Source organism: Trebonia sp. (genome assembly GCF_030042015.1).
In the GTDB taxonomy this organism is placed as follows: Bacteria; Actinomycetota; Actinomycetes; order Streptosporangiales; family Streptosporangiaceae; genus Trebonia.
In genome coordinates, this window is the sequence record NZ_JASIAL010000429.1 from 1 (window position 1) to 7,506 (window position 7,506).

The window sequence follows — 7,506 nt, forward strand, 5'->3', positions numbered from 1 at the left end:
ACCGCCAGCGCCGACACCAGCGGCGCCTGCCTGCCCACCCGGGCCGAGCCGATCAGCTCAAGGCGCCCGGCCTCCTCGTCCGCCCTGGTGTGCCTGATCACGATCAACACGCTCATCAGCACGGCGAACAGCGCGCCCCACACCCCGTACCGCCAGGCGGTCAGGGCGCCCACCGAGGTCCCGTTCAGCCGGCCGTAGAGGAACAGCAGCGCCGGGTTGCCCTGCCCCGACGCCACCAGCGCCGCCCGCTGCGCCGCCGTCCTGTACAGCCGGCCGAACGCGTACGCGTTGACCGAGACCCCGGCGACGACCACGTAGACCCAGGCGGGCAGCATGATCCGGTCCCGGCGCAGCGCCAGCTCCACCAGGTCGCGGGTGCCGGTCAGGGAACGGGTCATCGCTGGGGAGCCGGCCCGGATCGTTCGGAATAATGCCTGAGGAAAAGCTCCTCAAGGGTCGGCGGGCGGCAGGTCAGCGTGCGGACCCCGGCCGCAGTGAGAGCGCGGAGCACCTGCGTGAGAGCGGTGTTGTCCACCTCGCAGCGCAACCGGGTGCCGTCGAGGACGGCGTCATGGATGCCCGGCATGGCGTCAACTGGGGGCGGGGGGCTGGCGAGCTCGGCGTCGACGGTCGTGCGGGTCAGGTGCCGCAGGTCGGCCAGCGAGCCGGTCTCCACCGTGCGGCCCGCGCGGATGATCGTCACGCGGTCGGCGAGCGCCTCGGCCTCGGCGAGGATGTGGCTGGACAGCAGCACGGTCCTGCCGTCGCGGCGCTCGGCGTTGACGCACTCGCGGAAGGTCGCCTCCATCAGCGGGTCAAGGCCGACGGTCGGCTCGTCGAGCAGGAGCAGTTCGGCGTCGCTGGCCAGCGCCGCGACCAGCGCGACCTTCTGCCTGTTGCCCCTGGAATACGCGCGCGCCCGCTGCGACGGGTCAAGGTCGAACCGCTCGATCAGGTCCTGCCTGCGCTTGGGGTCACCGCCGCCGCGCAGCCGGGCGAGCAGGTCGATGATCTCGCCGCCGGTCAGGCCCGGCCACAGCGTCACGTCGCCGGGCACGTAGGCGAGCCTGCCGTGCAGGGTCGTCGCGTCCCGCCACGGGTCGCCGCCGAGCAGGGCGACCGCGCCGCCGTCCTTGCGCAGCAGCCCGAGCAGGATGCGGATCGTGGTGGTCTTGCCCGCGCCGTTCGGGCCGAGGAAGGCGTGCACCTCTCCGGTGCGGACGGTCAGGTCCAGGCCGTCGAGCGCCCTGGCCGGCCCGAACGCCTTACGCAGCCCGCTCGCCTCGATAGCGTTCGCCATGACATCAGCTTAGCAAGATTCAGAAAATCGTGAATCTTCAAAATGTTGTATGATCACTCACATGGTGGCGGTCAGCGATCACGCGGGGGATCCGCTGCTGCGGTTCAACGAGCGGTTCGCCTCGGTGCTCGTCGCGGCCGGGTTCCCTGCCATGCCGGCGCGCGTGTTCGTCGCGTTCCTGATCTCCGACTCCGACCGGCTCACGGCCGCGGACCTCGCGGGCATGCTGCGGATCAGCCCCGCCGCGGTGTCCGGCGCGGTGCGCTACCTGACCGGGGTCGGCCTCGTGCACAAGGAGCGGGTGCCGGGCTCGCGCCGTGACTACTTCCGCATGCCCGCGGACGTGTGGACCGAGGTGATGAGGCTGCAGAGCCAGGTCCTCGTGCGCTGGGCGGGCCTGCTGAAGGAGGGCGCAGGCCTCGTCGGCGCCGGCACGCCGGCCGGCGCCAGGATGACCGCGCACACCGCCTTCTTCGAGTTCCTGAACACCGAGATCGCCGACCTGCTCGCCCGCTGGGAAGCGCTGGAGAAGGAGCGCTAGCTCCCGCACCCCCGAGCCGGTCAGCCAGAGTTGCCTGTGATGCGCCAGGGTAGAAACGCTACAGCGAGCCGCCATTATTACGAAGATTTTTGCTCGGTCGAGCGCTCATCGGTCGCGCGCACTGGGCGCCGCGCGAGCCGGCGCAGATAGCCTCAGCTCAGGTTGCCGGCGTCAAGCGCCGGGAAGGTGAACTCGCCGCCCAGGTAGCGGGCCGCCGGGTCGTCCGGGTCGGGTTCGCCGCGGGCGGCGATGACCTCGGCGGCGTACGCCTCGGCGTCGTCGCGCGGCTCGTAGCCGAGTGCCCGCGCCTCGGCTAGCGACACCCAGCCGCCGCGGGAGTTGGCCGAGACGCCGAACACCACGCGGAAGCCGGGCGACGGCGCGGTCAGGCAGGCCTCGAAAAGCCGGCCCGCGTCGTCGGGCGACAGCCAGGTGGACAGCATCCTGACGCTCGCCGGCCGCGCGAAGCAGGACAAGATGCGCACGCAGATCGCGTCGATCCCGTACCGCCGGCTGTACAGCGCGGCCAGCGCCTCGCCCGCGGCCTTGGAGACCCCGTAGTACGTGTCGGGAGCCGGGAACGCGTAGTCGGGGACGGGGAACTGCGACCGCGGGCTGAACCCGACCGCGTGGTTGGACGAGGCGAACACCACCCGGGCCACGCCCGCCCGGCGGGCGGCCTCGAAGACGACGTAGGCGCCGTTGATGTTGACGTCGAGGATCCGGTCCCAGGGCGCCTCGGACGGGATCCCGCCCAGGTGTATGACCGCGTCCGCGCCGTCGCAGGCCCGCGTCATCGCGGTCAGGTCGGTGACGGAGGCAGTCACCGCCTCCTCGCCAGGTCCGGCAGCTATCGGCACCACGTCCAGCAGGCGAAGCGCGCGGCCGGGGCGCGCCAGCCGGGGCCTGAGCATCGTCCCGATCTGCCCCGCCGCGCCGGTGATGAGGATTGTCGGCATGGCGCCCAAACATACTGCATTGTTTTGTTACCGCAACGAATTGCCGTCGCGGTAACTCATGGGGAATCCTTTGGTTTGTGCTTACCCCGCGAGGACCGCTGGCCGCACGGCGGATGACCGTGCACTGGGTGGTCCTCGCCGCCGCGGCGCTAACGACGCTGGTGGCGGCGGCTGTCGGCGCGGCGCTGGCCGTCTTCGCCGGACAGGCGCTCCCGCAGGCGGTCAGTCACGATCTGGCGGTGGCGCCTGCCACGTCACTGAACGCCCAGGTCACGCTGGCCGACAGCCCGCTGGCCCCGGTCAGCGCGGCGTTCAAGAGCGCGATCAGTTCGGCGCTGCTCGGGGTGCCGTCCAGCTTCTGGCAGGCTACCTGGTCCGACCCGCTCGGCCTGGTGTCCGGCGCACTGCCCGCCCGGCCGGCCAGCACCGGTCAGGGGAACACGCCGCTGCTCGAGGCCGCGGCGATGAGCGGCGTCACCTCGCGGTCCGTCCTGCTCTCCGGCCACTGGCCGGCGGCGCCCGGCGGAGCGGCGCCCGGCGGAGCGGCGCCCGTCCAGGCCGCGCTGCCGGCCACCGCCGCCGCCCTGCTGCACGTGTCCGTCGGCGACGTGCTCCGGCTGCGGGACCGGCTCTCGGGCGGGCTGGTGACGTTCACGATCACCGGCCTGTTCGCGCAGCGCCAGCTGTCCGGCCCGGCAGCCTCCTACTGGCAGCTGAACGAGGTCCCGGCGAGCGGGTCGGACACGTCCGCCGGGTTCACCACGTTCGGGCCGCTGCTGGTAAGCCCGGCGGCATTCGGCGGCGCGCTCGCCGTGGGCGGCGGTAGCTGGGTCGCACAGCCAGACATGGCGGCGTTCACCACTTCCGACCTCAGCGCGGTCTCCGCGAACATCACGGCGCTGCTCGGCTCGATGGCCAACTCCCCCGCCCTGGGCGGCGTCGACCTCACGACGAACCTGCCCGCAGTGCTCGCCGCGACGTCGAGCAACCTGGCCGTCGCCAGGTCGCTGATCGTGATCAGCGGGCTGCAGCTGCTCGTGCTCGCGGCGGCGGCGCTGCTCGCGGTCGCCCGGCTGCTCGTCACGCAGCGGGAGGGCGAGACCGCGCTGCTTGCCGCGCGCGGCGCCACCCGCTGGCAGCTCACCCGGCTGACCGCGGCCGAGATAATCCCGCTGTGCGCCGCCGCTGCCGTCGTCGGCGGGGTCGCCGGGATCTGGCTGGCGCGACTGCTCGGCGACACCCTCTACGCGCGCGGCGCGGTGAGCGTGCACGTCGGCGCCGCCGGAACCTGGCTGGACGCGCTCGGCGCGACCGTCGCGGTCGCCGTGATCGCGATCGCGGCCATGCTGTTCCCCGTGCTGCGCAGCGGGCCGGGCGCCGCCAGGGCGCGCCGCGGCAGGCAGGCCGCGATCGCGGGCACCGTCCGCGCCGGCGCGGACCTGGGCCTGATCGTCCTCGCGGTGCTGGCCGGCTGGCAGCTGCGCCGGTACTCCGCGGTGACCTCGGAGGGCGCGAACGGGGCAACCGCCGGCATCGACTGGGTGCTCGCGCTGGCCCCGGCGCTGGCACTGGCGGGCGGCACGATCCTCGTGCTCCGCCTGCTGCCTGTCGCGGCGCGGGCCGGCGACAAGCTCGCCGGGCGGGGGCGCAGGCTCACCGCGTCCCTGGCCGGGTGGCAGTTCAGCCGCCAGCCGCTGCGGCAGGGCGGCGCGGCGCTGCTGCTTGTGATGGCGGTCGCCACCGGCACCCTGGCCCTGGCGCAGCATGAGAGCTGGAGCCGGTCGGCCGCCGACCAGGCCGCGTTCACGACCGGCGCGGACGTCAGGGTGGACCTGGCCGCCCCGCTGGCGCCAGGCTCCGGCGGGTCGATCGCCCATGCGGCCGGCGTGCAGGCCGCGATGGCGGTTTCCGTCATCCCGGTGGCGCTGCCATCGCAGATCTTGCTCGTCGGCGCGAATCAGGCGCCGGGCGTCGTGCTGCTGCGCAGCGATCAGTCGGCGCTGCCGCCCGGGCAGCTCTTCCGCGCGATCGCGCCGCCCAGCGGGTCAGGCGGCACCGTCATCGCCGGGCGCCCGCGCAGCGTCAAGCTGACCGCCACCCTCAGCCCGGCCCAGCCGGGACTCGGCACGGTCACGGCCGCCGTGACGATCATCGACGCAAGCGGCGCGGCCTACCAGATCCCGGTGGGCACGCTGCCCGCGGACGGCCGGCCGCACGTGCTCACCGCCCCGCTCGGCGGCAGCGATGCCAGCTACCCGTTGCGCCTGCTCCAGCTGAGCCTTTCCTACACGCTGCCCGCCAGCCAAACCGGGCACGCCGTCACGCTCACCGTGTCCGGTGCCGGGCTTGGCGGCTGGACGGTCGCCGCCAGCTCACCCGAGCTGGACGGCGTCGCGAGCGCAGGCGAGGCGTTCGGCCCGTACGCGCAGCCGCAGGTGACCGGATGGCGGCCAGGCGCGGACGGCGCCACGCTGACGTTCAGTCCAGGGTATGGCGAGACCGTGAACAACCCCCACTTCCCGCACCCCACGGTGTCGGCGGTAACCGGGCAGGTGACGCTCTCGGCGGGCGGGGCGGCCTCCACCGTGCCGGCGATCGCGACCAGGGCGTTCGACGACGCCAACAACGTCGGCGTGGGCTCGGTCGTGCCGGCCACGATCGAGGGCGTCACGGTCCCGGTCAAGATCGTCGCGCAGACGGACACGTTCCCCACGCTCACCGGCAGCGCCCTGATCGTGGACTTGCCGACCGTGCAGGCCTTCCTGGCCGGCCACGGCGGCTCGCCGCTGCCGGTCACGCAGTGGTGGCTGACGACCTCCGGCCATGCCGTGCCAGCCGCCCTCGCCAGCGCGCTGCCGCCCGGTTCTGCCGTCACCAGCCGGACCGCGCTCGCCGCGGCCACGACCGGAGACCCGCTGTCGGGCGCCCCGCAGCAGGCCCTGCTCGCGGTGGCCGTAGCCGCCGCGCTGCTGGCCATCACCGGGTTCTGGGTCTCGATCGCGGCCAACGTCAGGCAGCGGCGCGCGGAGAACGCGCTGCTCGCCGCGCTCGGCGTCGCCCAGCGGTCCGCGGCCGCGCAGCTCTTCCTCGAGAAGCTGCTGCTCAGCGTGCCATCGGCCGCACTCGGCCTGGTCCTGGGCACGGTCGTCGCCCGGCTGCTTGTCCCTGCCGTCACGCTCACCGCGGCGGCGCAGCAGCCGGTACCGCCGCCGGTGACGATGTTCGACCTGTCGCAGACGCTGCCACTGGCCGCGCTCGTCGCGGTGTTGCCCGCGCTGGCTGCCGCGCTCATCTTGTTCCGCCGCCCGGACCCCGCCGCCGAACTGCGCGCCGCGGAGGCAGCATGAGCACGGCCAGGGCCAGGGGGGCCAGGGGGGAATGGGGGGGCGGGCAGCCCCCCCATGCGGGGGGTCACCGGGGGGTCGTCCCCCGGGGGCTAACAAGGCTATGGGGCATGAGCGCCGCGGCCACAATGGCGCTGGCGGCGCTCGTCGCCGGCGGCGTTCTCGCCGCCACGGCCGGGCCGCGGGTTGCGCTGGCCGCCAGGACGCAGGCGCTGCACCAGACGCTGGCCGCCACGACGCCGCTGGCCAGGACGATCATCGCGGCCACCGAGTGGAGCACGATCACCAGCGACCTCGACAACGACTCCTTCGGCAGTCTGGGCAGCGCAAACCTCACCGCTGGCCAACTGTCCGAGGTCACCAGCCAGCTGCACGGTGACTTCGACCGCGGGGTCGTCAAGCTCGCCCCGGCCGACGCCGACTGGATGAGCATGACCACCCTCCTGCACACCGTGACCAGCACCAGCGGCCTTCCCGGCGCCGGCACGTTCGAGGTGCAGTTCGAGGTCAGCTACCGGCAGCCGTTCACCCAGTACATGCGGCTGGTCGCCGGCCGCTACCCGGGGACCGCCTCCGCGTCCGTCTCCCCGGTGCTGCAGGTCGCGGTGTCGTCGCAGACGGCTCGCCAGTTCGGCCTGCACCCAGGCTCGAAGGTGCCGATCACCCCCCCGAAGATCGCTTACTCCGGCAGCCTCGCCAAGGGGATCACGCTCGAGGTCACCGGGATCATCGCGCCACGCGATGCCTCCGCCACGTTCTGGACCGATGACCCGGTCGTGCTCACCCCCGACCTGTCGTGCGTCGATTGCGTCCCGTCGATCTGGATCGCCGGGGCGTTCATCGGTCCAGGCGAGCTCGGCGCGCTGCAAAGCGACTTCGGCCCGGAGGACATGGCGCTGCAGTGGGTGTTCCCCGTGGACGTCGGCTCGGCCGGCGGGCAGCAGGCCCAGCCGCTGTACAACGCGCTGAACGAGGACAGCACCCAGTCGCCGCCGCTGACCGGGGGCATCGCGGCTGCCAGCAGCGCGCTGACGGTCAGTTCGGCCCTGCTGCAGCCGGTCGGCACGTTCCTCGACACCGCCGCCCAGGTCGACACGCTGCTGTGGCTGCTGTACGTGAGCCTTGCGGTAGCGGGCGCGGTGGCGCTGGTGCTGGCCGCCCGGATCGTGGCGATCCGCAGGTCGGCCGAGCTGGCGGTGCGCCGGGCGCGCGGCGCGTCGCTGCCGCAGATCGCCATGGCCGCCGCGGGCGGCGCCGCCATCGCCTGCGTCCCCGCTACCCTGCTTGGGGCCGTGCTCGGGGTGCTGATTACCCCCGGCGCCGAGCCGGCCGGCGGCTGGTGGGCGCCGGCCGCGGTGCTGG

The 7,506-nt window shown here is 73.5% G+C and carries 5 protein-coding genes and 1 pseudogene; 3 read left to right on the forward strand and 3 right to left on the reverse strand.

The window, feature by feature from the left end:
- Both Q1N79_RS22885 and Q1N79_RS22890 read right to left on the reverse strand, forming a co-directional pair.
- Positions 1 to 398: pseudogene (locus Q1N79_RS22885) on the reverse strand (ABC transporter permease); the annotation flags it as partial.
- Positions 395 to 1,300 carry an ABC transporter ATP-binding protein gene (locus Q1N79_RS22890; RefSeq protein WP_300612257.1) on the reverse strand — a complete coding sequence of 302 codons (906 nt, stop codon included), beginning with the start codon at positions 1,298 to 1,300 and terminating at the stop codon, positions 395 to 397. The gene Q1N79_RS22890 and the pseudogene Q1N79_RS22885, both read right to left, overlap by 4 nt.
- 61 nt (positions 1,301 to 1,361) lie before the next feature.
- Between Q1N79_RS22890 and Q1N79_RS22895 the strand changes: the two genes are divergently transcribed.
- Positions 1,362 to 1,841, forward strand: a complete 480-nt coding sequence (locus tag Q1N79_RS22895; protein WP_300612259.1) for a MarR family transcriptional regulator — start codon at positions 1,362 to 1,364, stop codon at positions 1,839 to 1,841.
- Positions 1,842 to 1,993: 152 nt separating this feature from the next.
- On the opposite strand, the gene Q1N79_RS22900 is transcribed toward Q1N79_RS22895, so the two are convergent.
- Complete coding sequence (locus Q1N79_RS22900) at positions 1,994 to 2,800, reverse strand: NAD(P)-dependent oxidoreductase (RefSeq protein WP_300612261.1); 807 nt, start codon at positions 2,798 to 2,800, stop codon at positions 1,994 to 1,996.
- Positions 2,801 to 2,877: 77 nt separating this feature from the next.
- Between Q1N79_RS22900 and Q1N79_RS22905 the strand changes: the two genes are divergently transcribed.
- Positions 2,878 to 6,147, forward strand: coding sequence for an FtsX-like permease family protein (locus Q1N79_RS22905; protein ID WP_300612263.1), 3,270 nt, complete (start codon positions 2,878 to 2,880; stop codon positions 6,145 to 6,147).
- A 107-nt stretch (positions 6,148 to 6,254) separates the two neighbouring features.
- Positions 6,255 to 7,506 (forward strand): FtsX-like permease family protein (locus Q1N79_RS22910; RefSeq protein WP_300612265.1); only part of this gene is annotated, 1,252 nt, incomplete at its 3' end.

What these genes read in the sequence shown, in the direction of transcription:
- Q1N79_RS22890 (WP_300612257.1), bottom strand. Translation starts at nt 1,300, where the DNA reads ATGGCGAACGCTATCGAGGCGAGCGGGCTGCGTAAGGCGTTCGGGCCG.
- Q1N79_RS22900 (WP_300612261.1), bottom strand. Translation starts at nt 2,800, where the DNA reads ATGCCGACAATCCTCATCACCGGCGCGGCGGGGCAGATCGGGACGATG.
- Q1N79_RS22895 (WP_300612259.1), top strand. Translation starts at nt 1,362, where the DNA reads ATGGTGGCGGTCAGCGATCACGCGGGGGATCCGCTGCTGCGGTTCAAC.